The following is a 26,823-nucleotide window of genomic DNA, read 5'->3' on the forward strand; positions in this document are numbered from 1 at the left end:
ACCCGCATGAAACCGCTTCCCCATCAAACGGCCCTGCATGTCAACCAGACAAACCAATACCGTATCAATCTCGCCAGACGAAACCTCAGCCTTCAAATGCTCAAATGTCAGTGTCGCGCTCACGATGCGCCCTCCCTGATCGTGATATCGTTCAGCGCCGGTTCAAGCAGCGCCAGTATGTCCCGGGACATGTTGGCAACCTGTATTTCATTGCCCAAAAGATCATTGCGTACCTCGATCATCACATTGGCCAGCCCCCGGCTCAGCGCATGGAGACGGAGCGAATGCGTTACACCGTCAGCGGGGCCATAGGGCTGATTGCGTTCCGTGCGGCGATGCGGGATCTGATCCATGTGATCCAGCATTGCATCGACCAGACGGCTGTCCTCGTCATGGAGAAGTCCAAGTTCAACCGCGCGCGGCTGCCCAAAATAGACTGGCGTGAAGGAGTGAATAGTCACAACGACTGTATCCGGACCGCGCGCATCCAGAACCTGTGCAACTGCCTGACAGTACGGGGCATACACTGCCTGGATGCGTGCATCGCGTTGCGATTGATCGAGGCCCACATTGCCCGGCACTTCGATCAGTTCTGATTTCTCGGGCATTGCGCTTGCCGCCTCGGGCGGACGGTTGCAATCATAGACCAATCGCGAGACGGTCGAGGCCACGACCGGAGCATCAAGCGCTGTCGACAGCGCCCGTGTCAGCGCCATTGCGCCCGGATCCCAAGCAGCATGGCTGACGCGCGCGGATGCGGACAATCCCAAGTCATCAAACTCTGACGGAATGCGGTTGCTTGCATGTTCACACAGCAGAACGACGCGCCCAACGCCCGCCTGGTTCAGGATTTCGACCGATCCGGTCATCCTTTGACCTCGGTATCCGCATCCTGTTCCATCTGCGGCATTTCTTCGATCAGACGCGTTTCAAGCAACTGCCCATTGCGATACAAGATCGGATAGGCAACCGCCGCGATATGGCTGTTGAATTCGCGAAAGGCGCGCAGGGTTTCGAGGTGGATGTCACTGGTTTCAAAGCTTTCTGCGCTGCCATGTTGCAAGCGTTTAAGGTGGCGTTTGCGACTGTCACGCTCGGCCCGCTTGATTTCGGTTTTTTCCAGGCTCAGCAGACGCGCGCTTTCCAGATCGTCCGAGATCAGCACGTTCGAGGCCAGTTTCAGGTTGGCCACAATCCCCTCGTGCATTTCGACCAGCTCTGACCAACCTTCTTTCGAGAACGCGGCCCCCTTTTTGCGCATGTCATCCGCCAATGCCGTCAGGCGTTTGGCCACCACGTCGCCCGCGGTTTCCAGGCGAATGGCATATTCCATTAGGTCCCGCGCAATCTTGGCATTTTCCTTGCCGAACGCATCAGCGGGGATAGCCGCCACATATTGCCGGATACCAGAAAGGCAATCGTTCACATCAGTATCCATGTCCCGAATGGCCCGGATCTGCTCCTTGTCACCACTGCGATAGAGCTCCAGCGCAGGCCGGAACATCGAGCCAACCATATCGCTCATCCGCAGAAGCTCGCGTTTGAGGTTAGACAGGGCCTGATTGGGTCTGCTGAGGGAGTCGAGATCAAGTGCGCTGATCGGTTGCCCGGGCTGCGCGCTGCTTTCAGGACTTTTCGGATCGGGCAGCAGTTTTTCGAATGGCGCGCACAGCATGCCGCAGAACGGCAGTGCCAGAACCAGAAGCGAGGCGTTGAAAATCAGATGTGCATTCACCAGCATCTGCCCGCCTTGCAGATCGCCCAATACTCCGGTTCGCAGCGCCAGGTTGGCAGCAAACAGCGAGACAATTGACCAACTGCCCCGCAGCGCCAGATTAGCGAAGGGAATGCGCCTTGCAGACAGGGCCATGCCGCGTGTCAGCCAAACCGGGATGAAGGCGGACCCGAAATTAGCACCCAACACCAGCGAGAGCCCGGCGGCAAACGGGATCGCCCCGATTTGCACCAGGGTCACACACATCAAGATCGCAGCGACCGAAGAATGCATGACAAAGGCCAGCGCTCCACCGACCAGGAACGCTGTGATGTAATCACGCGCAAGATACTCGGCGGTGGCGGGTAGAAAGGCGCTGTCACGGATCGGGTCCATCGCCTCGCGTAGAAAACGCAGTGAGATCAGGATGAATGCGACACCCATCAGAATACGGCCCAACTGGCGCGGTTTCTTGGCCTCTGTCTTGACGAACAGATAGCCGCCGACCGCAAGCAGTAGCGGCACCAACCAATCCAGTTTGAAGGACAGAACCTGAATGATCAGCGCCGAGCCGAGATCGCCACCCAGAACCATCGCGAGCCCGGTCGGAAAGGCCAACATCCCGCCCGCCGCAAATCCGGAGGTCAGCAATGCAACCGCGGCCGAGCTTTGCAAGACGACGGCCATTGTAAGCCCTACCATCGAGGCCTGCACATAGCTGCGCTGCCCCGTCATCACCCGCTGAAACGATGCACCATAGCTACGCTCGATGCCCGTGCGCACCATGCGCACAGCGTAGAGCAGCAGCATCGTTGCACCAGCCAGACTTATGAGGAAACTGACAATCGCCATTCCGTTATCCGTTCACCAGATCAAGCAGCTCGGAATGCAGTTGCGGCGTGGCCGCCGATATGACTCGGCCGTCGGAGTTCAGACCTAGCGGCTTACCCTCCCAATCGCTCATGATCCCGCCCGCAGCTTCAACTACGGCGGAAACCGGCAGATAGTCATAAGGCTGCAGATCATAATCGATGACCGCATCAACATGGCCCATCGCAAGCAGTGCATGCGGGTAGCAGTCATAGGCAAAGCGTCGGGTCTGTCCCGAATTCATCAACCGATCAAACAGGGCCGGATGATCCCGGTAAATCTTGTCGCCTTCGTTGACGAAAAAAACTGCGTCGCTCAATTGGCGTGTAACGCTGACCGAGACAGGCTTGCCATTCAGTGTGGCCCCTTGACCTTTCATGCCGATCAGAAATTCGTTCAGGGCAGGCATGCCGATGACCCCCAATCGGGGAACACCATTCGTGAGATATCCCAACAGGAACCCAAACAACGGATGCCCCGACAGGAATGACCGGGTGCCGTCAATGGGATCTACAATCCAGACATTCTGCCGATCCTGACCTTCGAACCCCTGCTCTTCGCCAAAGATACCGTCATCTGGAAAGTTCTCAGCCAAATATTGTCGCACAACGGCCTCGACACCCTTGTCCGCCTGTGTGACCGGGCTTTCGTCCGCCTTGAACTCAACCCCCAAACGTCCCCGAAAGTACCCGCGCGCAGCTTGCGCGGCGATATTGGCGATTTCGGCGGCGTGAATCGCGATATCTGACGTACCTTCGGGCGTTGCAACGGTATTTGGTGGGGTTAGCATCTGTTTTTGTCCCTCATTGCAATGCCTTAAGCAGTATTCAGAGACGCCGTCATGGTACAGGTAAACTGGATGACTAACGGATCGCCATTGCACATGGGTGTTCCGGTTGTATCGTCACTCTGCGATGCTGCATTACGCAACATCTTTTAAGCATCAACGTCACAAAACCCCACACAGCACAGCAACATTAACCCACAAAAAACAACTTATTCAACCAAATTATTCCGTTTTTGGTTGATTAGCGGTTTCGTTTGTGGATTTTTGAGCGGTGGGTATCGCCATTCCGAGGCAAAGCAGGCAATACCGCCGCGTAGTTTTGGCAGGAATACACGCGCAGGGCCAAAGATTCGGTTCAGCGATCAGGAGCACCGGGATATGACAGACAAACACAACGTCCTGTTTATCATTACCGACCAGATGCGGGCGGATTGTTTGTTTGGGGCATTGGAGGCCCATGTTGACCTGCCTCACATGCGCGCATTGATGGAGGACAGTGTTTCTTTCACGCGGCACTTTTCCGTTACCAACCCCTGCGGGCCATCGCGCGCCTCATTGCTGACCGGGCAATACGCGATGAACCACCGGTCGGTACGAAACGGCACGCCCCTGCGCCACGATGCACCGACCATCGCCAGCGAGATGCGCAAGGCAGGGTATCTGCCGATGCTGTTTGGATATACCGACACATCACAGGACCCGCGCGTGTTTGATGCAAAAGACCCGGCGCTCAGGTCATATGAATTCCACATGGCCGGTTTTCAGGAAATGCTGGAAATGCGTTTGGAGATGTCATTCCCATGGCGTTCTCATCTGAAAAACCGTGGATATGAGTTCGAAAACTATATTGACGTGTTCAAACCGGTCGCACCCAATGGCGGCCAGCCTGCACTGAATGACCCGGCCTTCTACGCAGCCGAGGATAGCGATACCGCCTTTCTAACCGATCGGTTTCTGGAAACCATGCCGGCGTATGCGGATGATGACAGGGGATGGTTTGCACATCTGACCTACATTCGCCCGCATCCACCGCTGGTAGCCCCGGCACCATATAACCGAATGTATGACCCTGCCTCGCTACCATTGCCATCGCGACTGCTAACCGCCGAGGCCGAAGAGGCGTTGCATCCGTTTTTCGCTCCGGCACGGGCCAACAGCACGGTTGCCGGGTTTGTTGAAGGTTTCCCGGACCTTGAACCGACGGACGAGGTAGTGCAGACGCTGCGTTCGATCTATCTGGGTCTTGCCACGGAGGTAGATCATCATATCGGCCGCGTGGTTTCGTTTTTGAAAGAGACAGGGCAGTACGACAACACTATGCTGGTGGTCACCGCAGATCATGGCGAGATGCTGGGGGATCGGCACAGTTGGGGTAAGATGTCGGTTTATGATGCGGCCTATCATACACCCTTGATCGTGCGCATGCCCGATGGAGCCCGTGGTAAACGGGTCGAGGCACCCACGGAATCGATTGATATCGTTCCGACGATTCTCGAATGGATCGGGCAGACAATACCGGATTCCATGAATGGGCATTCGCTGTTGCCCTTCCTTCAGAGTGAATCCTCAACCCCGGCTGACTGGCGCCGCTATTCATTCTCGGAGCTGGACTTCGCTGATCCGCTGAACCCAACCCGCTGGCAACGCGATCTGGAAACGGGGTTAGAGGACAGCTGCCTGAGCATCCTGCGCGACGACCGGTTTACATTGGTTGAGTTTGCGGCTGATCTTCCGCCCATGCTGTTTGACGGTGAAGGGCAGGGTGAGATGGAGAACGTGGCAGAACATCCTGAACACGCCGCCACATTGGCGCGCATGACACGCGACATGTTGCGTCACCGGATGCGGAAAATGGACAAGACCCTGTCAAACTGGATGATCACCCCGGATGGTCCGCGCCAACCGTGACGTTCCTATATGGCTGAGGATCGTCAACCACCCCAGGTTACAGTCATCAGCATATCCTCGAACTCTGCGGTGTCGAAAAACAGCACGATCTCACCCGTTGGGCCTGCGGGCAACGGAACCGTCGCCAACTGACCAACCGCCAGATCGCCCAGTTCCGGACGGCGGGTCAATGTGTCCTGAACCACACCTCCGTCGCTGGTATCAGAACGATCAGACACCGTGATTGTTGCCGGAGCAGCATCCAGACTGCTTTCAGCAAAAAGATCGCACCGTTTGAGCGTCGTGAGGCGACCAGCCGACCAATAGGGATAGTGCTCGGGTCGGAGTGTCAGCCGCAGCTCGTGACGCCCACCCGCAGCGGGTGTTTCGCGGCGGAAGCGCGCCCATTCCGTCGGGAACTCGTGCCGCAGTGAGAATAGCCGCACATTGCCCACAGTCCCGTCTGCCGCGATATCGGCTTTCAGATGATCAACCGCCGCATTACGCACGGGTCCACCGCCATCCCGCGCAGTGTAGCGCAGGTGCAAGACGACGTCCGAGATCGTGTCATAGTCGAACTGTTGCGGATCGCCCTGCGTTGGGTCCGCCGGCAGCTCTAGCCGCCATTCGCTGACTGCGCCCACATTCTCGAATGGTAAATAGCGATCATCAGGCATGCCCTCGAACTGACCGGTTTCCATTTGAGCCGCACTGAACACATTGCTTTCGGCGCTGTGAATATCGGCGAAACGGTCGTCTTCGGGGCCCGTGCGAACATAGCCATCCCCGATATCCGGTCGTTGCCGGATGCTGCTCTTGAGATGCACGAGTTTCGCGTGGGTCCCAATATAGGGCCCGGACAGGCAGGGCAGGCTGAGCGCAACACTCTTGATCCGGCGGAAATAGTGGCCCGGCCCATCCAGATCGAACTGCGCCTCGGGGATTTTGAAGGTACACCGACCCGTGCGTCGTAGGTTGACCAGGGCCAGTGGATCGATTTGCAGCAGGCTGACATGTTTGGTCAGCTCGTATTCGTTGCGGTTGTGTTCATGATACGCAAGCTCCATCCGCTTGACGTCCAGCAGCAGCGCTTCGCCGGAAAGAAGCCCCTTGCGACCGCCATCCCAATAGTTGAACTGCACCAGAGTTTTCTGATCCAGCTCGGGCCGCATCAGTTCGGCTTTCATGGTCTGCTCGGCACGCCGCGCAGTATCGAAGGCAAAGCGGTAGTACTCGTAATACAGCTTTGACAACTCGCCTTGCAGCCAGCCATAGAGCTCTTCGTTGGTGTATTTGTCCTGCAAGAAATCGCGGGTCCGCTCTGTTAGACGGATTGCCTTCTTCAAGTTCAGGTATTCGCGATGCTGCGCCTGTTCCGCGATCAACGATGTCAGAATCTGACGCCCGATCTGCATCACATCATGGGCCGCCAGATTGTGCTGCAATATCCATTCGTCGGCGCGGCGTTCATAGGCGGCAGCGCGAGCCGCCATCCCGGCCTGATCACGGTTCCAATCCGCGATCATCCCGGATACATCCCCCGCGATCCGCATGACCGAGGACAGCACGGTTCCTACCTTAAAGTCGATGGTGCCACCGAGGCCCCAATAATGCAGGTCCAGTTTCGGGTCGGGGATCGGGGTAAGCGTTGCCGAGATCGAGTGGAATACCGATTTGGCCAGCGTTGTGTCCCGGGCTATTGGCAGCAGGATGTTAAGTTCTTCATTCTCTTTTTTCGACAGGTGAAGGTCTCCGTCCCCGGTTTGGCCTGACGTCTGCGCGCCATCGCCATCGCCCGGACGCTCAAGATCGGGAAACTCCAGCCGCTGAACCGGCACGTCATATTGCGCAACAAGTGCTTCGTAGGCTTCGTCGAAATTGGCCTTTGTCAGGGTCTGACGGGTCAACTCAAGGGTCTCGGGCGCATTTGGATCAGCTTCCTGACCCAGCAGGCGCTTGTAATAGTTCAATCGCTCAAGCGCCGCGCCACGACTGCCTATCAGCGCTTGCGTCGCTGCTTCGGTGTTTTTCCATTGCAGGTAACGCAGATCGACTTGCAGTTTCTGCAAGCTGACTTCGTGCCCCTGCCGCAACAGGGCTAGCGCCTCGGCGTCGCGTTTCTCCAAGGCGGTCAGCAACGCCGACCCGATATTTCGGACCTCACCAGCCAATTCCGCCGCCTTCTCGATCAACACGCGCGAGCGGACGGGGCTGACCGGTTGATTTAAGCCTGACACGACCGAGCCGATATCCAGCCCAGCCGCCGCCGCCTTGACCAGCATTCCGGGATCGATCGGCGGGTCGAACAGGGCAAGCGGACGAACCTGCCCTTCGATATCCATACAGTTGCGGATTTTGAACAGCCGGTCGGCAACCGTATCCCAATAACCCAGCAGCTTTTCATTATGCGGGATGCAGAAATACAACGTGCGGGCCATACCGAATAACGGCGCAGCGCTGTCGCTGGTGCCCGCACCTGTTGGCGTTGTGAAATTGAAGGGGAACGCGCCTTCAAGCTCGACCAATGCATTGCCCATCGGATCAAGCCCTTGCGCCCGAAGCTGCGCAAAGGTGCGTGGCGTGGTTGTTCCACCCGCAGGTGACCGCTGCGGCTTGTCGCCCAACAAGTTCGAGGCGAGCACATAGATCTGCAGCGCTTCCATGATGGCTTCGCGCGTGAATTGCTGGAACAGGTTGTCACCCCAGGCAATCAGATTGTCGAGGTACTTCATCACCACGTGCATCATGAATGAAATCGTCCGTGTGCGCGCGACTGCAAAGGGCTGAAATGGGGTGTTTCGCACCGCTTCATACCCATTTAGGATCGCTTCTTTCTCGGCCAGCTCCGCGTCGGTGCATTCGTCGTTTGGTTTGCTGAGCAGGGTCAACAACGTATCGATGGATTGGGCTTCGCCCTCGCGAAAGGCAAGGAAACGCCAATAGCGTGTGGGCACCGGTACATCGGGGTCATTCTCGGTCGGATCGAAAATCAGATGGAACCAGCGTTGCGCTTCGGCGAAACGTTGGGTCTTGGACAAGTGCACCGCAATGGTCAGCGGCACATGGAACATCAGTTCCCAATTGTAGTTGGCATAAGGCCCACCCATCCGCGTGTCGATTTCCTTCGGGAACGAATGGATGTCGATCTTGTCGGTTTCCTGCGGGGAATAGAGGGAATTGAAGAATGACTTGCGCAAGCTTTTGTGAAACTCCGGGGACAACATCCCGGGCACACCCTGTATGTTCAGACGCTCGATCAACTCCGATACAAAGGGGTGGAAGAAGTTTTCAAACGTGTAGTCCCAGTGTTTTTCATAGCTGATAAGCTTGATCTTCTGGGGGCCGAAAATGTCCTGATCAAGCAGGTGATGATAGCCGTAAGTGCTGATCTTGCTGGTATCCATGATCAAAGTCCTTTCCGGATCAAGTGCGACGCATGCGGACGGTGCTGCCCATCGGGCCGATGTCGCGGTCGCCAAAGCGGACCGTGCCACCGGTGCCCAGCGCTGTATGGACAAAGGCGTCTTCGGTCACGAATGCACGAAGAGTGCTCAGGTCGGCGCTGCCAAAGCCGGGGATTGCAGTCACCCGTTCAATCCGGTCGGGCTGCTCGGCAAGCGGCTCGAATGCCAGCACCATGGTATCGATTGTCGGGTCAACCTCGGCCACGCGGCCAAAATCAAGCCAAGTCACAACTTCAACGATCCGCTGTTTCGTGGACACGTAGAACACATGTCGCGGGTCGGCATAGAAGAACGGCGACTCCCAGGCTTCTCCATTGGTCGGGTGATGCGGCTGTGTGGCCTGATCGGGCGCCTTATTGGACAGCAACCGATGCGTGATCCCGTCATTGGAATAGATCGCTGTAAGGCGGTTTGACCCGGTCGACGTAATACGTTTCGGCAAGAAATGCGGCGCCTTCTTGGGTGAGCGCGTATCGGGTGTGCTAAACGTGTTGTACATAAAGAACGAAACGCCCAGCCAATCCTTGTACGAGATCGATATCCGCATCCCGTTGGTCCATGGGAATGAAGACAGGCGGATGCCCTTACGGAAATTGCGCATCTCTCGGGCTGGCACGTTTTCGCGCAGCAACAGGGGCTCATCAGGATCCGAACTGCGCGGCGGTTGCCACACGCCATCCACCCGTTCGGTCCAGTTCAGCATGACCTTGACGTCAAAGGTGGGTTCATCAACATCCATCAACGATGACGCCTCAACCTCGGCCAGCGGGCCTGATCCCGCGTTGGGTGTTCCTTGTGCCGTGTTTTCCGGCATCATCTTGATCCAGAACAGGAACAGACGATTGTTCCAGACCAGCGGCATGACCGGATTATCCTCGATATCCAGCGGGATTTTCTCCCACGCGCTCCACGAGCCGTAGGCACGGGTTCGGTGGTAATAACTGCGCTTGGCCCCGGCGGTCCGCCCGATGACGTGCAGCACATCGTCTGCTGCACCCGGATCGCCCTCGATCTGGTAGAGGCCGCATACTTCCAGCTTGGCGACCTCTTCCAGTTTCTGCAGATACCCGATCAGCGAGGTGGCTGCGCGTTCCTCGGTGATGTCACCCTGCAACAATTCACTCATCGCCTCACGGAAGAAGGGTGACTGGTCGTCGCGCAATTCCGGCTCCATCCAGTTTTCAGGGTACAGGAAGATTTTCCTGTTTGCCTCCCACACGCGATAGCGTTTCATCCATTCCCAGTGTTTCGACCTGAGGCTGGATGCAGCCACACGGGGTTCAAGGTTCATCAGGCAGCGCTCGGTAAAGATCTGTACCGAGGACAATGCGTGGCGAACCCGCGAAGTGAGCATGCACGGCTCCATCTGCACGTCCATCAGGAAGTATTCGAACAACTTTTCGGGCGTGTTGATATGCGCCGCATCCGGACGCCCGCGCAGATCGTGCAGGATATGCGCCACCAATGCATCACGCTGGCGCTTGCGCAGGCGGTCATTGATCGGTTGCAGGATTTTGAGCCAGTCATCCGGGCTGTAACGCGCACGAAGGGCGGCGCGGAAATTCCGCACAATGGGTCCGGTTGGGGCGGGTGTTGCGGCAGCGATAAGCGCTGTCGCCGGAATCCCAAGTGCCGTCAGCCATTCGGCGATGTCATGAAGCCGCTCCAGAACGGCCAGATCGCCAATATCGGCTGGGGTGAGTCCGAAATGTACCAACAGGGCGGCGATATCCACGGGATCCCAGCGCGTGACTTGGAACAACTCAGCCTCGGCGTCGGCTATGGCGAATGCTGGATTCTCGGCTATCGAGACCAGCCGGGCATTTTCAGGGGCATAAGCCGCCTTTAATCGCGCCATGCGCAGGTGTGCCGTTAGCACCCCCATCAGCGCGGCAGAGGTCGGATCATCAGGTGTGCCGGTGACGGGCAGGCTGTTTGGCCAGGCCGCACCCGCAATCTGCAAATCGCCATGTGTCGTCAGGTGCAAGACCTCAGCGACGTCAAGTTTCAGCGTTTCGGACAACCTGGCAATGCGGCGCGTGCGCAGGAAGGCCGCGCCCAGATGCGATACCGGATCAGCCGGGTAGAGATGCGAAGCGCCGATGACCTCAGTTCCTCGGCCCGGTGCACTCCAACGCAACGCCAGTCGGTCGGTCACATTGGCCACGCCCAGCGCGATTTCGACCAAAGTGCCTGCGCGAAGCTCGATCGCGTTGGTGTTTGACCATATGCCGCCCGCCTCGGTCAGAGGAACAGGTTCGCCTGCGATGCTGAGTGTCACGGTCGCGCCCGCATCAGCTTCGACAGCAATGTTGAAGAATCCGTTTTCAGGCGCTTCCAGATATCCCCGTAACCGGATCGAAATCGAAGAACCTGGTGTGGTTTGATTGTCTGGCAGCACTGTTCCAGTGGAGGCAAAATCAATCGCGCCAGATATGGTTTCGACCCGCGCAGGCGGTGCAGTGTGGGCCGGACCATCGCTGATTTCAGCACTCAGACCCCCGGATTCGAGCATCAGGGCATCCTCAAGCGCGGAGCTGGCCGGATCAGTCACCGCATGCAGAACCTCGGCCTTTTCGAACAGGACGGCTGCCAGATCAGCCTCAACCTCGATCGCGGTACCCAGAAGCTGCAGCGCCACCTGGCGTTTCCGTCTTGAGATCAGCTGCGGCAGGATTCCTTCAAGCAGGGCACGATAGGCCTCGGCCTTTGACGCAGTTGAGCTGCGGTATGCGTCGTGAAGCGGGAGCAGCTCGGTGAAGCGGGTGAAAAATGGCTGTGATTGTGCCTCGCTTGCATTGAACAAAGCGTCAATTGCTGGCGTGAAGGCAGCAGGTGTCCCGGCGACGGCCTGCAGGGCATCTCTGACAGTGGTCGACATGAGCCCGTTGAAAACCAGAACCTTGCGGAAATCGTCATAAGCGATTTGATCGGGCGCCTCGGCCAGGATCGCCGGCTCTAGCGCAGTGGCAGAATGGTCATAGGTAACCTCGGCCGAGGATGTGGCCTCCAGATATCCGAAGAACTGCTCGGTCGCTTCGGCCCCATAGACCAGAGCCATGTGGGACCGGGCAATACCGCCATCGGGATCGTCCACCAGAACAAAGTCATTGGTGATCGCCGCAAACCCTGCACGCAGATCGCGTGCCAGGGTCGTGATGTTTTCTGCGGGTGGTGTCGTCTGGCCACTTGGGTCATGGTTCAACAGCAGCGCCAGTGCTGTTTCCAGCGACAGGCCTAGCTCGGACAGGCGATGCACCAGATCGATAACCGTCAGCAGAGCGGGTGCAGTGGCGTCTTGCGGGCCATAGGGGTCAAGACCGGTGGCTTGAAGCAAACGCTCCAATCCCGGCACGCTTTGCTCAAGCGCGCGCGTCAACCAGCCGCGACGGTAGATTGCGCTGACCGTCTCGATGGTCAGGGGTGTCGTGTCATCGAACCCCAAAACAGCGACGATCCGGTTAAATTCCGGACCCGTCAATGAAAAGGCCGCGCGCAAGGTTTCAACCTCGGGCAGCAACAGGGCCGCAGGGTCTGTAAGCACACCGCCAAAACCATCTTCGGCAAAGGCGGGGTTTTCGCGAGCAGGTCGCTGGAACATTTCACGGAATAGCGCGGCGGTTCCATTGGTGCTGATTGGTCCAAAGAGGGCCAGGATCGGGCGCAGCGCGTCCTCGGGCCTTAGCTCCAGCGCATCAAGGGCCGACATGGCGATGCCCAACTGTGGCAGGAGCTCGGCAAAGCCGGCGTCCATGCGAGCCAGGTCCACCTGCGCGTCGGCGCCGCCCGGCATCTGGTTCGTCGGATAAAGCGCCGAGATGATAGCATCCGTGTCGGCAATGCTAAGTTCCAGAACACGCCACATACGGACGAACCGGTTAATCCGGATAAAGTCATTCCATTCAAGGCGGTTGGACAGCGGATCAGGGTCTGGGTGACGCAATTCAAGCGCGCTTAGGTCGCACATATCCGACGGGTCTTGCGGATTTGTAAGCACGATCAGACCCATGATCCGGTCGAAAGTAGTGTCATCAAGCAACCATGCCTCGATATCACCCCCAAAGCGTTCAGGCTCGACCCCTGCCGCCATCCGGCTTTGTAGTTCTGCGGAGTTGATCGCGCCGTCCCGGAAGGCCCGGATATCGTCGAAGCCCAGGCCAAGATGCTCAAGCTTCGGGATCAGCGCGGCTCCGGGGTTCACGAACTCGGTCTTTAGGATGTTCACGAGATCAACCGGCGTGATCTCGGTGCGGCGGCACAGGTCGCGCACGCTTTCCAAGCCATCACGCACTTCGGCTGCGCTGGCACCCGCATCAAAACCATAAAGCGAACGCACTGTCAGATCGGGTCGCGCTGACCCGGCAACCGCCACGCTTTCGGTCAGGACGGCGTTGAGACCGCGCGAGATGTTCAAGCGCTGCAGCCAGATGTCGCGCCATCCGTACGGTGTATCGTCCAGCGCGTCTGACGAACGCAAGTCGGCCATAACCCGATGTAAAGGCGCGTCGAAACGATTGAACAGGGCCTTCAGTGCCTCCAACGAACGGTCAAACGGCAGGGGGGCAGGGAATTGGGCGGTGGCCAGCGTGGCATAGGCGGCATCGCGCACAAATTGTGGACTGGCCAGCAACTCTTCAGGCGGTGTTTGACCATCGGTCGAATGACCCTGATATCCACCCAAAGACATGCCGTTGACAACGAAATGCTCCAGCACCTCGTTCACCAAGTCGATGTATGGCACAGGCGTCAGAGTGTTTTCGCAAGTCAGAGGCAGGTGTTGAATATCAGGCCGCCGATCAAGCAACACATCAAGTGGATTGGTGAAGCCGTTCGGAATCTCGGTCGCGGGGCGATCGAGAAACAGCAGAAGATCGACAAGATAGGCTGCGGGGCTGAGGACTGACCGGCAATGCTCGCATCCGCAATAATCCATCGAACCAAATAGCTCTTCTAATGTGGAGTATGCGAGCACATCGCCAAAATTGTCCGACCCGCCCGGGGTAGGGTTCAAAAACCCGTCAGCAGCGCCCACGCTGGGGCCGATCGCTGGCATCATCCGGTGAGTCATATAAGCGGTGGCCAGATTCAGAACCGCTCCATGAACCTGTTCGGCCTTGCGGTAGATCTGCATCGCGACGGCCTCGTTCAGAACGGCCTTGTGGGCGCGCAGGAACTCATCTTGTGGCAGCGCCACGACCGCATAGGCCGAATCCAACCCTGCAGCCAGCATGGTATTCATACTGCCGTCGTCGGGCGAGATCTGATAGACCCGCTGAATGCGTGAGATTTCGCGCACCACTTCTGGCGGTTCGTCCAGCGCATTTTTTGCAATAAAGCGCGCTACGGGCTGCTGACCTATCTGGAAGGTATCGGCATGTTTTGCGAGGAATTCATGAACGTTGTTCGACAACCCGGTATCGACCAATGGCGTCTCCTGCGCCCGGACCATTTCCGCAACAACCGCAGTCGGGAAAGACAGCCGCACCTGAGCGGCCATGAATTCTGCATAGTTGGCGCGTCTTTCGGCGGCATCCCGGCCCTGAACTGCCTCTGGCACGGGGTCGGTATCATCCATGATCGCGGCCCAGGCATCGGCTTTATGAAAACCCGCCTTCACTAGGCCTCCCAACGTACCGTCCGCATCGCCATCGGTGTCACGATGCAAGCGTTCGACCAGCTTGGAGTTGTTGAGCGTCAGATAGGCAAGCTTGCCATCGGTCTGCAAACGGGTGGCTTTGTCCTGACCCAACTTACCCTCTACCTCGGTCCAGAATGTATCGAGATCATCACCATGCGCCGCATGGAGCGCGGCAAAAGTTTCACGCTCGTCATCCCGCGTCAGCGAAAGTGCAAGCAAAGGCTGCATTCCGGCCAAAGCCCCGGGAGGGGGCGTATCCAGCCGCACGCGCGCGGAGACTTCGGTAAATCGGGCAAGGGAGGCATCTGTCTGATCCGCCAGTTTGGCGTCGATCAATCCTTCATCCAGCGCGGATTTCCAGATTTGCGCCACTTTAGCAGGGGGCGTGCGGAAAACCGCGGTGTCATCGGCGGGAACACCTGCACGTAAAAGCGCATAGAACAGGCCAGAGTCGATGCGTTGACCACGCCGTCCAGCGGTCTTGTCAGACAACTGTTGGGATAGCGACGCCAGTGCCACGGCGCGCGCGTCCCAACCTGTTTTATTGGCCAGATATGTGATGTCCTGACGGGTGTCGCTTTCTTCAAGTTTCGACAAGGCACCGTTGAACTGACCAGAGAGCGCCTTGGTCAGTGTGGCGTGTTCTGACAACAGTTTTGCGGCACTTTCAGCAGGCAGAACCACGGAAAGCTCGGAATCCGGTCCGGCGTCATATTCCACCGCCGAAGCGGCAACCACATCGTCATTCAAACGCACCTGCACCTGAAGGTCTGGTGCATCCTTGCCGCGCTTGGTGATCTGATCTCCGGCAAACACAATCTCGAAGGCACCGCGTTTACCGGTTGTAGCCTTCCCCAGTTCAACTTCGCCGCCGACACCTTTGTCGACAACAACAACAGCAAGGCCATCAACAGCCGCACTTTGCGCACTTATAACGCGACCGCTGACACGGTAGGTGCCAAAATCCGTCGGCGTGTCCAGTCGAGCGACCAGATCGTTAATCACAGCTGCCGTTCTTTTATCGACACTGCCGGTCGGGGACAGATCGGCCTCTTTCTGAACCAGGCGAACGGCTTCAGTGGTGCCCTTTCCGTAGGTCGGTGTGCGGCCATCCTTTTCGCGCGACACGATATCGGCCAGCGCTCGGCGCGCGCTGATATCATTGGCCAGCAGCAAGCCTTCACGCAGCAGTGCCAGCAAAGCGGATTGCAGATCGCCCACCGTAGCGCGGCGCATTCTGGGCTTTAGCGGATGCGTAACTTTGGTCATGAGGAGGTACCCTTTCTGACAACTGCGTTCACCATTTCAAATGGCCTTTGATGCCCTGGCCTTGCAGGATCGACATCGTGCCTGCCGCGCCCAGGCCAAGGTATCCAGCGGACCGTCGGAAGAAGCCGCCAACGCCGCCCTGACGATGGCCTGCGTCGATTTCGTCCACCCAAAAATCGGCCGCTTCGCGCGCGGCGGTTTTTTCGCCTTTGATTGCGGAGCGAGCTTCGGTTCCGGCCAGTGCAATTGAGCCGAAAGCTGCGAGCCCGGCGGCAAGGACCGATCCGGCACCACCACCCGTGACGAGCTTGCCCGACACCGAGACCACGTTGAGCGTGCCCGAGGCCGTGCCCTCGACCACATTTGCAGTGCCAACGCCGGTCTCGCCTTCGGCGATTTGAGTGATCCCTGTGCCAACCTGAATGCCGCTGGCCGCCATACCGATCACCATGAGCCCACGGCCCATGACCCCCAGGATGGCGCGGCCCCCGGACAGGGTGTGCGACACGGCCTTGCTGCCTTTCAGCGCCTTGGCCAATTTCGAGATCGAGGTGATCTTACCCGGTTTGTTCACCCCGCGTATGGTATCGAGCTGTTGTACCATAACCGCATTCTTCGGTGCAGCGCCGGGGCGATAGACCTGCACGGTGCCGTCAATCATACCAGTATTGGTGTTGAATGAGGTAAGCATACCGTTGCCCTGTTTCGGAATCTCGATCAGTGTCCAATTGCCATTGCCATGCGCCACGAGATGAGATCGAACCCCGGCAACTTTTACACCTTGGGCATGGGTGGTATTGACGTCGGCAAAGGAAACCATGGCACCGGGCGGATGCGTATGCGCGATGGCCGTTGTACCTTTGGGGATCGAGACTTCGGGTCTTGAGGCCGTACCTTTCAGTATCTTGAACGTGTTGTTTTCCTTGATCAGTGCAAATTCCTGAACGCTGCCTTCGGTGTTTCTGACATGCGTTGCCAGTTCATCAAGCGTCTCAAGACCCTTTTGCAACGAAGCAACTTCAAGTCCTCCGGCGGGTACTGAGGGCGGCGCCGTGCCCTCGGGATCGTTAAGCGTAACCGGGTTGTTATAAGCATAGGCATACAGGTTCAGCCCACCTTCGATACCGATGGGATCGGCACTGATCCATCGGCCAAGCCAGGGGGCAGCATAGCGCGCACCGTGGTGGGTGAGCCCGGTTTCGGCATCCCGCTCCATCGCTGTGTATCGGAACCGCTTCGGCCCCAGACCTGCAGTGGCAACGCCTTGGTAAGTGGTGCTGCCGAAGGGGCTGTATTCCTCGTAAGACAGAACTTCGCCGTTCTGATCCAGTTCAATCCCTACGCTGCCAACATGGTTGCTGTGCTGGAACCGAATGACACGGCTGACGGTGCTACCCGCGATCGTGGTCTCAACCAATGCGATGCGACCGGCTTCGTCACCCACATGCAGTGTCTCACGCGTACGCGGGTTTGCCCCCGTTTCGCGGACTATGTCGAACCCGCCCAGCGAGATTGTCTCGCGCCGGATAGCCCCTGCGACGGTTTCCGTCACCTTGCGGATGCGGGCTCCATCGGCGGCATAAACAAAGAAAGTGCGGTCCCCTTGGTGGGCCAGACCATCCGCATCATCGGGTCCAATCGCCTGACGGCGGCACATGCGCAGTTGGTTATCATGGTCCCATTCAATCTGATCCAGATGGGAAAGGCGCAGCATGTTGCCCATCGCATCATAGCCATCACCGCCCTGACTGATGATATCATTCACAGCACCGACCGATGTCTGAGTTAAGCGGTTCGAAGGTACCCCCGCAGACAGGGCACTGTCCTCACCATAGGTGTAAGTCCGCGTCCAACCGGGTGCCACGGGATCAGAGCCCCGGTGGCGCATCTCAATCAAGTTGCCCGCAATGTCATAGTGAAAACGCTCAAGATACCGGCCAAGGGCGAAACCATCACTGCGGTGTGGCAGCCGAGTTCGCGCGGCATCGTTATAGCTGTGGGCGCCGGGTGCGCCGCCTTGCTGGCCCAGATGTTCGCGGCCCGTCGCCTCGATCAATCGATGCAAGGCATCAAATGTATAGTCGTTAGAGGCATCAACACGGCGATTACGGAAAAAGATCTGCTGTTGCGCGCTGTCGCGGATGTGGGTCACGTGGCCAGACACATCGTAGATAATATGCTGCGCCTGCAAGTGGCATCCTGGCCAGCCTGCAACTGGCGGTGTCGGACAGTCCGAGCCAAAACCCGTTGCTTCGCGCCGGGTGATGATGCGTTCGGTGAGACGGGTCAACGGATCATGCAGGATTTCTGTTTCAACCGCGTTGCCATAGGTTATGCGTTCGCGGTCGCCCCAAGGGTTATATGCAATGCTTGAGACCACGGCATGATCCGCAGTGGCGGGATCCAACAAAGTGTCAGGTGCCGCGGGTCGTGCGTGCCAGGTGTCCACCCGATCAAGCCGCGAGGACGGGTTATAGCGGTACTGCACAACCTGGATGCGCGCGCCCGGCCCTTGCGGTTGCAGCGGCACCAGTTGAACCGGACGGTCCAGCGCGTCAAAGCGGGTTTGCCCTGCGAAAATCTCGGGCTCAGTCGCCACGGGTGCGGCCCAATCGAGCGTGGTGCGAAACTCCTGCGCCAGTTGCCGCTGGCTGCGGATTGGGTTGCCTTTGAAATCATGGGCCAGAATTTCCATCGTGCCGGATTGGTCGCGGCTGATCGCAATGCGTTTGCGGCGGTTCAGGGCTTCGGGTGTCGGCAGCGATTCTCCGTAGACCGTTTCATCGATCCGCAGCTCAGGAACCGCATTGATGCTTAGATGAGTGGCGATGGGTCGGCGCAATACATCGAATTCGTGGCGCAGCCGGTGGTCGCGCGCATCCCACGTAAACGCCGTTTCGCCATTTACATCCGATAGCCGCCAACGGGTACCGCCCTCCATACTGTCGGTCCGAATGGCGGTGCTGAGCATGTCGAAAGCGGTACGCTGAACCTCGCGCCCAAGCTCATCCCAGGTTCGGCGCGTATTGCCTTCGATATCGATTTCGGTCGCAACGCGGTGGAGTGTCTCGGTCGGTAGGGTGCCCGGGGCCGTGTTGCTGTAGAGAGTGCGGTTCGTGGTGAGGCGCGCGATCAGCGCACCACGGGTATCCGCCAATGCCCGCATCGGTGTGTCATCATAAAGCGCCGATTTCGATGCAGCCTCAGTGGCGCGCTGCCGGTCTTCGGGATCGGGGAAACGGGTCGCCAACGCCTGCGCTTGCGCCGGATCGGTGCGCAGCGCGTGCCAAGTGGGTAAATAGGCAGCCTGCGGCAACCTGCGGAAATGGTCGCCAAGATCGGGGTCTTGGGCGGGATCCGAAATCAGTACAGTATCGCCCGGGTCCCATGTCGTCTGGTCCCAAACAGAAAACCGGTGTTTGCTCCATGCATGATCGGGATTCAAAATCCCGATCTCTCTGCCCAATGCGTCGTAGAAGAAAATTGGGCTTACACCGATGCGGAGGTCGGACTCATAGGTCGGGCGATCTGTGAAGAACGGTTCGAACTGTCGAACAATATTGCCCTTGTTGTTACGCACTTGCCAGCCGGTACCAACCCAGCGTGGCGACGGCGATGCGGACATAACCGGCCGACCATCAGGTCCCAGCAGGATGTTCCCCGAGCTATCACGCGTTGGGACCGGACCGTCTTCGGCCTGAATCTTGCGTTGAATTTCCTGCCCCATCCCATCTGTAAAGGTAAGTTCGGCCAGGAACGGGGTGGTTTGACCCGGCAAAAGATCACTGTCGTGAACCTCTCGATGCAGGGAAAGACCGATGACGGGTGATGGGACAGGATCCCCACGAGAGTGATAATAGGCCCAGGGATCATAAACATAACGCATTGTCGCGCGCCCAAGTGCTGCCAGAGCTTCAGGTCCACGCGGATTAGTCAGCACTCGGGTGCGTGCTGCAGGCACCAGTGTCGGATCAAAGCCATCCAGCCTGTCACCTTCGTCGGGCCCATCGACCTTGCCCATTCGGGCCATGCCGGTCACGCGGCCATAGGCGTCAAAGACCACCTCGCTGCGATTACCGTTCTCATCGGTCAATACCGAGGCTTGCAAAACGCGATAATCCTGTCGGCGTTCGGTGATTGCGCCAGCTGGACCGGTCGAGCGTACCCCTGCCGACATGCGATTGCCCAATGCGTCCTGCGTTTCCTCGATCAGCAGGTCGAAAGCGTCATAGCGGGCTGTTGTTTCCGTAGGTGTCGTAGGCTGATGGAACGGGTCCCGCAGGCGATGTGGTCGAAAGAAATGCTGACGTGCAAATGCCAGCTCTTGCGCGGGCGTATCACCGCTTGAGGGCGACAAAAGCTGACGGTCCGATGGCCGCCACCACTGGCCGTCACCGTCAATCTCGGTGTATCCTGCCTGCGCCATCTCGGCTGCACCAACGCGGCCTCCATAAACCTGCGTGACAAGACCCGGCGTGAAGGCCAGTTGGAAGCTTTGATGGAAAAGCCCCAAACTGCCCATCTGGCCAAGCGGCAGTGGGCCGGTCAGCGTATCATCCCTGAAATACTGACGGCGGTGTTCGATCAGACGACGCTGCACCTGACCCGCGGTTGGGGTCGCTTCATAAGCAAGATCGGCTGCAGCGTTCGCCTCTGTCTCGATCTCATCAAAGGACAAACGCGTACCCGGCGCTGGGCTTAAGCCGGTAAGCTCAAAGCTTTGCTCTTCACATGAAACCGAGGCGCGGTAGGTTTGATCTGTCGCGATCAGGTCCGTGACGCGCCGCGTGTGTAATACCGCATGTAACTGCGCCTGACGCGCCTGATCTTCAGGCGTCAGCGTCGGATCAGGTGTTTGCCGGCCATACATGACATCGACGCGGCGCAGTTCAGTCCCAAACGGGTCAACCTCCAGTATGACCTGATGCTGAAGGCGCGGGTCATCGGGGATCCGCTCATAATGCGCGGTTAGACTTTCCCGGGCATGGGTCAGAAACACGGCATGACGGTTGAGTCCACGGGACTGCAGCAAATGCACAGTCTGCGTTTGCTCAACCACCTGATAGGGGTGACCATTGGGATAGCCGGGCTCCGCCCTGCCATCGAGCGCATAGGTTTCACGCCGCAGCACCGTGCCGCGAAGCGCGCGCGCAGCCTCGCGTGTTTCTTCGGTTGTCAATCCGGGTGGCAACACCGTGTCGGGCAAAAGCCGCCGCCGCGCTTCAACATCGTCGTCACGCCAAGCGGGTGCGCGCCAGTATTCCCCACGATCCTGCCCATCAAGCAGACCAGCCAAGACATCGGGCAGACTACCTTGGTCGAGATACACGCCGGTATGAAACCATGTTCTGGTCAGGACGGGCGGAACATGAGATGCCGGGTCTTCGTTTGATGCCAGTGGCCCCAGCGCATCTGACGAGAGCGCTGCGAATTCCTCGGTGTCCCATTGTTCGACCATGCCGAACCCGCGAAACTCGCGCTCGACCCCGTCGAAATGACCATGGTGAAAGGCAAAGCGAGATACGAACCGGGTTTGCGCCACACGATCATATGTGACGATGCGATCAACCACCTGCACCGGGAACGGCAGGCGCGTGGCCCAAGGACGTCCTTCATAAAGGTCTTGCAGGTAAAACCGCGACGACGAGGCATAGCGCAATTCGGTCTCGCCACCGAAATTGTTGACATATCGGGTCATGAGGTGCGGTTTTTGTCCGCCCATCAGATCGATGTAACGCAGAGGCTGACCTGCGTCGCGGGACAAAGTAGAGGACCACACAAGACAGGCGGTGCCCGTTCCAAATAGATCGAGCAGATCAACCGAAGTTTCGGTATCAAGCGGCGGCACATTCCCTAGGCGTCGACGCGGTGCAAGCCGGTTGCCAGACATGTTGAAATAGAGGTCGATACCTTCTGCACCCAGATAGACAATGTCGGTGGTGCCCGAGCCGTCGATATCCGTCAGGCGCAGGCGGCTGCGGTCGAACATTTCGGGGCGATCAAATTGTGGCGCGTCGTCCATCGCCACTTTGGTGCCGAAACGCCCATATCCGCAATTGGGCCAATAGGCGACTTCACCACAGCGGATACGAACCAGATCAGACAATCCGTCGCCGGACATATCCGCCAGAAAAATTGCAGCCTCCGGATCGGAAAACACAAGTCGGGGTCCGTCAGTGTCGTTCCATGGCTGCGCTTGCCTGCGCGCGGGGCCAAACCCGGCCTCGCCTTCAGAGGGGTGCCAGACAAAAGCGGTGTCCTCGGTCAGAAGAATGTCAGCAAGGCCATCGCCAGTCAGGTCAACCATCTTCATGCTGTCATTGGACGCATCTACATGTGGCCAATATTCAAACGCGCGGAAGTCGGACCAACCTGATTGCGCGTCGCGCTCATGGAACCCCGGGGTTGTCCGGTCCATTACCACCAGATCCGGGCGACCATCCCCGGCAAGGTCCATCCATTGACCTGACTCGGCAAATGCAGGCCGTTCGGCAACCAGCACGGGGGCAGCAAAGCGCGCCGTGCCATTCATTGGTCCAAGGTTGCGAGTGTAATGCCAGGCACCTGGGGTCGAAGTCAAAATTCCACCAACACCGTCACCGTCCAAATCAACCCAGTTTGCCGGATCGGTAAGTCCGGCCGGAGCACCTTCGGTCTGCTCGCGGTCAAGGCCGTGCACAATATCGTTCACTTCAGCTCGGCTATAGGTGAATTCCACCGGTGGAATTGCCTGTCGTCTGTAGGCGAGGAACGTGGCTCCGTTCACATCGAGCGGTGCAACCGTATCGTCCGGAGCGAAGCCCGACTGCGCGACCGCCATGAGGAATGAGCCATAACGCGTACTGCCGGGGTGCTGACGCTCGTCATCAGTGTCAGCACCGGGAGGGGTGAAATCGTCATAGGAAAACTCGGTTGTCTTCACGAGACCGCGATAGCCCGGTTCGCCCGTCGGCAGGTCGGGGATATCATGAAAGGTCAGAATTCGATGGCAGCGGCGATAGCGCCGAACCTCAAAGCCCGCGCGGTAGCTTGATGTGGGGTCCGGGCGCACTTGCCAATTTCGGCCGGGATTAGCGGATGCATGTACAAGCTCATGCTGAGCATCCGCCGCCACGTTGGGATCAGGTGCGATTGGCAACAGGTGGTCTTCGCCATAATCGAATACGACCGTGAACAGCCATCCACCTGCATTCACATCCGGATCAACCAAACGAGAGACTCGATTGCCGTAGCGGATGCGTTTCAGATACCGCTCGGCTGTGCGGGACCGATTGGCTTCGTGCGCCTGCGCCTGATCGATTCCAACTGCGTCTTCGGCGACATGCTCGTATCGGATGGCGTTGCCTTTGTCGTCAAAGGTCTCGGACAACAACCAGCGAAATACACGGGCGGGGTCGTCCGGGTCTGCCACCCTTGATAGGCCTGACGCGCCATAGATCGAAGTGACGTTTTCGCGCGACGTGACACGCCAATGCGCGATACCCGACGCCTCGTCTGTCCACCGCTCAATGCGGGCAAAAGTGCTTTCGATCCGTGGGCGGAACCTGTGGATGGTCACACCTGGAAACCGCGCGCGATCTTCCCATTGTGCCCCCTGAGAATCGAGCAGCGGCACCAGATCTTCAGACCCAGAAATCAGGAAGACATCCGATCTGGCGGCATCGTCGTATTGGGGCAGGCCCTTTTCCGTTTTGCGCGTGATCTCGGGCAGCGAAAGTGACCATCCAAAGCCGAAAATGCCGCTGCTGGTGCCAGCCTCATAGCTCAGTTGCAACTCTGGTGTGAAACCACCACGCCCGGGGCTCACAGGAACCGGAATCGTCAAGGACGCAGACCCGGTCACCGGATTCGAGGTGATCTTTTCACCAATACCAGAAATCGCGCCACCGCCTTTCGGCAGATTAAGCGACAGCACATCTTTGTTGGCGCCATTGTCACCTGAAATGGCGGATGCTTCCGACCTTTGAGGTCGGGAAATGGCAGTGGAGCCTAACATTCGGCCACCATAAATTCGTCATAAAAATATCAGCGCCACAGGGGCGCTTTACGTAAGGTAAGCAATCGGAAACCGCTGGGTCAATGCAATCAGATGGGATCGGCGATTGTCTGCCATACCGTTCTGGTTGTGTTGTTAAGCACAACCTCGCAAGCCTTGGACAAGGCTACGAAGTTTCATTGCGCCTGCAGCTTATCACAGGGGTTGCGGGACCTGCAGAAACAATAAACCAGTAGGGGTAAGGGCAGGGTTCGCGTGCGAATCCGGTTCATGCGGACAAGCTAGAATCAGCGATCCGACTAACGGACGCGCCTGAGGTAAACGTAATAGGCGCCATCACCGCCATGGCTTATATGTGCGGGTGTTACCTGCAGCACCGCTTGTGCAAGTGGCGGAATAGACAGCCAGTGGGGCACCTGATTGCGCAAGACCCCACGCGGTGTTGGAATGGGTCCCAGTTCGTCCCGGTCCTTGCCCTTGCCGGTTATGACCAACACCAGCCGTTTGCGCTGTGCCTGTGCGGTCAGGATGAACCGAACCAATGCGGGATGGGCTGCGCTCATGTGCATCCCGTGCAGGTCCAGCTTGCCTTCGGGCTTGAGCTTGCCGCGTTTCATGCGACCAAAAGACTTGGTGTCCATCTGCACCGGATTTGTCCGTAAACCTTCGGTGATCGATGGCTTCAGGTTATTCCGTGACGGTTTGGTTGGCGCAGTCTGACCCAGTTCAAAGGCTTCGATCCGCGCCTTGGGCGTTTTGGTCGGTTTGGGCTTGGGCAAGGTAGTGGGGTGCACAGTCTGAGGCAGTTCGGGGTGCAAACGCTCAGCCTGTTTGGCGACCTTGCGCCACAAATCGATCTCATCCGCAGTCAGTTTGCGCCGGGTCATCAGAACTCATCCGGTAACAGGGCGTAGGCCCTCTGGATCGGCAACAGCACAACCATACGACCGGGATCCTTCAAGCGACCGGCGGCCTGCCCGGCATCATCCCCTGTGCCAAAGAAAATGTCGGCACGTTGCGCACCCTTGATCGCCGATCCGGTGTCTTGTGCGATCATCAATCGGCGCAGCGGGTTTTTGCCATCCTTTTCTACCCAAACTGGCGCGCCCAAAGGTGTATAAGCCGGATCTGCCGCGATACTGCGCATCGTGGTCACTGAGCGGTTCATGGCGCCTAACGGCCCGAACTCGGGCGCGACACGCGTCACTTCACGGAAGAAAACATACGAAGGGTTGTGTAGTAACAGCTCAGCCCCGGCTTCAGGGTTTTTGCGTACCCAGGTCCGGATCATCTGCGCGCTGACCTGGTGCGCGCCCAGCGCACCCCGTCGGACCAGTTCCGCGCCGATCGAGCGATAGGGATGCCCATTCGCACCGCCATATCCAACCCGCAATGCACCGCCATCGGGCAGACGTATCCGGCCCGAGCCTTGAATTTGCAGAAAGAACAACTCAACAGGGTCATCGACCCACGCTATCTCAAGGCCCCGACCTGTCAGGGCGTCACCGGTCAGCAGGTCACGGCGACTGAGCCACTTGCCCGCCTCTCGCGCCTCGGGCGGCATCCGGTAGAGTGGATAGCGGTATTTATCAGTTGGGGTTTTCGACCCATCCAGTTCAGGTTCAAAATATCCGGTGAACAGGGCGTCATCGCCGTCTTCGACCAGAACAGGACGAAAGAACAGCTCGAAAAAAGCCCGCGCCGCGCCAGGTTCATAACTCTGAGCCACGCCACACAGCGCCTGCCAATCAGGATCGTCCAGATCACCGCAGGTGTTCAAAAAAACCGAAAGGGCCGCCCCGTGATCGTCGGCGGCCCAGCCATCGAGGTCATCGAATGACAGGATGGATCGCGTCGCCTCGGCTCCGGCGGCGCTGGCAGTGGTCATGACGACCCCCAGAAATAGCGACCGGAGCGCTGCAATCATGCGTCCGTGGCAACAAGCAGCCAGTTCGGATCGTCCGCGCCCATGACACGGGCAAAGGTCCAGCTGTCCTTTTGGCGTTTGACGGTGTTCGGGTTGCCTTCGACAATATCCCCGCCGCGATCGCGCACGACTGACGTCAGCTCACCGATAAAGCGCATGGTGATCTCAGCCTGATTGGTATCCTTATCGAAGGTCGCATCGACCAGAGTGGTTTCACGCACCCCGATGAATTCGGCTTCGATGGTCAGACCTTTGTCTTCGCGATCCGCAACAACTGATACAAAACTGTCGAATACTTCTTCTGACAGGAATGGCTGAATTTCGTCCAGATTGCCCTTTTCAAAACCCATAACGATCATCTCATAGGCGCCGCGCGCGCCCTGAACAAATTCGCTGACAGAAAAACTGGGTTCGACCCGCTTCATTGCGGCCAATGTTTGCGCCTGTTCACTGTCTTCGGCCACATGGTCGGTGATGTCGTGATCTGGCCCGCCTTCAATCACTTCGAAATCACGGCGCGCGCCATTGGTATCAGGCTGTTGCTGAAGGGGCGGTTTCTCAAAACCTTCGCGTGTACCCAACACGCTTTTCAAGCGCAGGATCAGGAAAATGGCAATTCCGGCCAGCACCAGAAGCTGGATCAGGGGTGAGTTCATTTCGTCCTCTTTTCAGAACCCGGGCTTTGTATACGCTGCCCTCTGCCACTATGTAGGTGACAGTCGGGGCCAAGTCCACAGCCCGGACCATGCTAAAGGATACCGCAAATGTACTTGTTCCTGGCTTTTTTATTGGTTCCGATCATCGAGATCGCCCTGTTCATACAGGTTGGTGGTCTGATTGGGCTATGGCCGACGCTTGCAATTGTTGTTTTGACCGCCGTTCTGGGCACGGTTCTGGTGCGGACACAAGGTCGCATGGCGCTGGCGAATTTGCAGCGATCCTTTGCCGAATTGGACGACCCAACCGAACCGCTGGCCCATGGGGCGATGATCTTGCTGTCCGGTGTTTTGCTGCTGACACCAGGGTTTTTCACCGATGCCATTGGTTTTGCGCTGCTTGTTCCCGGCATCCGGGTCGCAGTGTTCCGCTATCTCAAGTCCAAGGCGACCATCACGCATTTTCAAATGGGCACCGGCGCACAATTCAGGTCGGGGCCAAACCCGTTTGATCAGGACGATGTGATAGATGGCGAATTCACCGAGGTTCGCCCTCGCCAGAACTCCGGAAAGCCGTCGAAGTGGGTGGAAGGCCCGCACCAGCATTGAGCTATC

Annotated in this window: 11 protein-coding genes; 2 read left to right on the forward strand and 9 right to left on the reverse strand. The window is 58.2% G+C overall.

Translation table 11 applies throughout. The features are described from left to right. Positions 1–119 precede the first annotated feature (119 nt). Genes ACR0KC_RS20100 through ACR0KC_RS20110 form a run of 3 tightly spaced genes read right to left on the reverse strand, consistent with a single transcriptional unit; the run spans position 120 to position 3,374 of the window. Entirely contained in the window at positions 120–869 is a 750-nt protein-coding gene (locus ACR0KC_RS20100; protein WP_480707492.1) for an N-formylglutamate amidohydrolase, read from the reverse strand. Further along, on the reverse strand, positions 866–2,566 hold the full coding sequence (locus ACR0KC_RS20105; protein WP_480772187.1) for a Na/Pi cotransporter family protein: 1,701 nt from the start codon (positions 2,564–2,566) through the stop codon (positions 866–868). The genes ACR0KC_RS20100 and ACR0KC_RS20105 overlap by 4 nt, the downstream gene beginning before the upstream one ends. Before the next feature lie 4 nt (positions 2,567–2,570). After that, positions 2,571–3,374, reverse strand: coding sequence for an inositol monophosphatase family protein (locus ACR0KC_RS20110; protein ID WP_170408817.1), 804 nt, complete (start codon positions 3,372–3,374; stop codon positions 2,571–2,573). A gap of 375 nt (positions 3,375–3,749) precedes the next feature. On the opposite strand from ACR0KC_RS20110, the gene ACR0KC_RS20115 reads away from it, so the two are divergent. Then, positions 3,750–5,279, forward strand: coding sequence for a sulfatase-like hydrolase/transferase (locus ACR0KC_RS20115; RefSeq protein ID WP_480562828.1), 1,530 nt, complete (start codon positions 3,750–3,752; stop codon positions 5,277–5,279). 23 nt (positions 5,280–5,302) lie between these two features. Here the strand turns inward: ACR0KC_RS20115 and ACR0KC_RS20120 are convergent, their stop codons facing one another. The 6 genes from ACR0KC_RS20120 to ACR0KC_RS20145 all read right to left on the reverse strand — a co-directional run bounded on the left by ACR0KC_RS20120 (position 5,303) and on the right by ACR0KC_RS20145 (position 26,208). Next, positions 5,303–8,662 carry a Tc toxin subunit A-related protein gene (locus ACR0KC_RS20120; protein WP_480772188.1) on the reverse strand — a complete coding sequence of 1,120 codons (3,360 nt, stop codon included), beginning with the start codon at positions 8,660–8,662 and terminating at the stop codon, positions 5,303–5,305. Between the two features lie 19 nt (positions 8,663–8,681). Continuing rightward, positions 8,682–15,629, reverse strand: coding sequence for a neuraminidase-like domain-containing protein (locus ACR0KC_RS20125; RefSeq protein WP_480772189.1), 6,948 nt, complete (start codon positions 15,627–15,629; stop codon positions 8,682–8,684). Positions 15,630–15,657: 28 nt separating this feature from the next. After that, positions 15,658–23,625, reverse strand: coding sequence for a SpvB/TcaC N-terminal domain-containing protein (locus ACR0KC_RS20130; protein WP_480772190.1), 7,968 nt, complete (start codon positions 23,623–23,625; stop codon positions 15,658–15,660). Between the two features lie 299 nt (positions 23,626–23,924). After that, positions 23,925–24,512 (reverse strand): Smr/MutS family protein, encoded by a 588-nt coding sequence (locus tag ACR0KC_RS20135; protein ID WP_480772191.1) that lies wholly within the window; start codon positions 24,510–24,512, stop codon positions 23,925–23,927. Next, the gene (mltA, locus tag ACR0KC_RS20140; RefSeq protein WP_170408811.1) at positions 24,512–25,552 is read right to left on the reverse strand and encodes a murein transglycosylase A; all 1,041 of its coding nucleotides are present in this window, start codon (positions 25,550–25,552) and stop codon (positions 24,512–24,514) included. Before mltA ends, ACR0KC_RS20135 begins: the two co-directional genes overlap by 1 nt. Beyond that, positions 25,549–26,208 (reverse strand): Tim44/TimA family putative adaptor protein, encoded by a 660-nt coding sequence (locus ACR0KC_RS20145; protein ID WP_170399461.1) that lies wholly within the window; start codon positions 26,206–26,208, stop codon positions 25,549–25,551. Before ACR0KC_RS20145 ends, mltA begins: the two co-directional genes overlap by 4 nt. A 108-nt stretch (positions 26,209–26,316) precedes the next feature. Between ACR0KC_RS20145 and ACR0KC_RS20150 the strand changes: the two genes are divergently transcribed. Then, positions 26,317–26,817 (forward strand): FxsA family protein, encoded by a 501-nt coding sequence (locus ACR0KC_RS20150; RefSeq protein WP_170399458.1) that lies wholly within the window; start codon positions 26,317–26,319, stop codon positions 26,815–26,817. The last annotated feature ends 6 nt before the right edge of the window (positions 26,818–26,823 follow it).

This window comes from Ruegeria sp. CF3, assembly GCF_056537365.1.